This window comes from Winogradskyella poriferorum (genome assembly GCF_036553625.1).
Lineage (GTDB): Bacteria > Bacteroidota > Bacteroidia > Flavobacteriales > Flavobacteriaceae > Winogradskyella > Winogradskyella poriferorum.
This window is the reverse complement of record NZ_JAZHOU010000013.1, coordinates 1-1,900: the sequence shown is the minus strand read 5'-3', so window position 1 is coordinate 1,900 and position 1,900 is coordinate 1. Positions and strand designations below refer to the sequence as shown.

Here is a 1,900-nt window from a genome sequence, read left to right as displayed (position 1 = left end):
TCAAAGACGTTGTCATCTTGTCTCACTTTAGCAACAAACCAGTAATCACCAGCAGGCATAGGATTGCCGTTGTAAGATCCATCCCAACCAGGAGAGGTATGCAGAAGCGTTTTTATGAGTTTTCCAAACCTGTCAAAAATATAGATGACTGTACCAGGAAGCGTTTCTACACCAGTAATGTGCCAAGTGTCGTACTGTCCATCACCATTAGGAGACATGTGCTTAGGAGTATCAATCACCAAGACCTCTCTGGTAATCTGAGCACAACCATTTTGATCAATAATGGTTACGGTATTGTAGCCAATAGGTACATTGTAGAAAGTTCCAGAAGTCTGAAAAGGCTGATCGTTTAATTGATAAAGATAATTACCAATACCAGTTACCGTAATAACAATATTATTAGGATCAGCAAAATCAACGGTTTCTACAACATCAATTTCAGCAGAGTCAGATTCTGTTACAGAAAATGTAGATGTGGTTTGGCAACCAAATTCATTGGTAACCGTTACAGAATAGGACCCAATAGCAGTAATCTCAATAGCAGCAGTAGTTTCATTAGTAGACCACTCATAGCTATCCAAAGGATTATTGGTTTCCGCAGAGACCACTAAAGGAAAATCATTAAGACAAAGCACCTGGTCCTCAATATCCACAAAAGGCTTGCTATTGATAATGACCGAGAATTGCGTAATACTGAAACAACCCGTCACACTATTTTCAACCCTTGCAAAAATAACCTCGTTGTTTGACGCTATGTATGAATTGGCTAAACCATTACTGTTTTCAATAGCATCAGTTTCAGAAGTAAAATAACTCACCGAGAACTCATCCGGATTTTGACCTAAAAGAATAGAAGCATCTTGTTGCGATAAATCAATAGCCAACTGTCCATCAAAATCATCGTCACAATCAACAATGTTGTCAGGCTGATTGGCAACAGGAAGCGGATTGATATGCAATTCAAAAGGATATATCGCATAACAACCAGTAGTGGTATATTCAACTCGAGCGACCAAGTTTTCAATACTATTTGTATAGATGTAATCTGTGCTTAAAGCATTATTATCATTTTCGGCATCGTCTACAGTTTGATAATAGCTAATCAAAACATTAAAGGTGTTATCAACCAAAATCAAATCAATATCGTGAAGATCCACAGTATTGTCAACGTTGTCACATATATCATAAACACCAAACTGATTGATAGCAGGAGGTGAGTTGATAATCAGTTCAAAAGGAACAACCGAGAAACAATCCGTTGTGGCATTACGAACTCTGGTATATACTGTTTCTGGACTGCTGGTATTCGTATAAGCCGTAGGATTGTCGATAGCATTCACATTATTCTGCGCATCATCTTCAGAATTGAAATAAGTGAAATCAATATTGTACTGTCTGCCATCTAAGATGTTGAGTTCAATTTCGGTTAAATTCCACTCTACAGAAGTATCATAATTATTACCACAAGCCACCAAGGATTGTCCATAGGTCACCTCAGGCAAGGAAAGCGTATTGAGATTAAATGTTTCCACATTATAACAACCGGAATTGGCATTTTCAATTCTGGCATATATCATCTGAGGATTCGATGTCGCTGTATAATTTAAGGCAATGGCATTAGTGCCAACTTCAGCATTTAGAGGTGTTAGGTGAAAGGACACATTGAGAGGTGTGGTACTGCCAAGTTCAATTTCGTTGATTGTATTGCTAAGGTCAGTTGTTGCCAGACCAGTATTATTAACATCGCATTCAAAAATATCGGTAGGAATATTATAGTCTGGTGTTTCTCTCACTTCGATTACCATAGGAGCTACTTTGTAGCAACTGTTTTTAGCTTCATTTTCAAGTCTAACATAAATGGTCTGAGGATTTGAAGTATTGAAATAAGGTGCTGTTTTAT

At 37.6% G+C, this 1,900-nt stretch carries 1 protein-coding gene; it reads right to left on the bottom strand.

From position 1 onward, the window contains the following. A partial coding sequence (locus tag V1468_RS16400; protein WP_331811284.1) for a T9SS type B sorting domain-containing protein occupies positions 1–1,900 on the bottom strand: 1,900 nt, incomplete at both ends.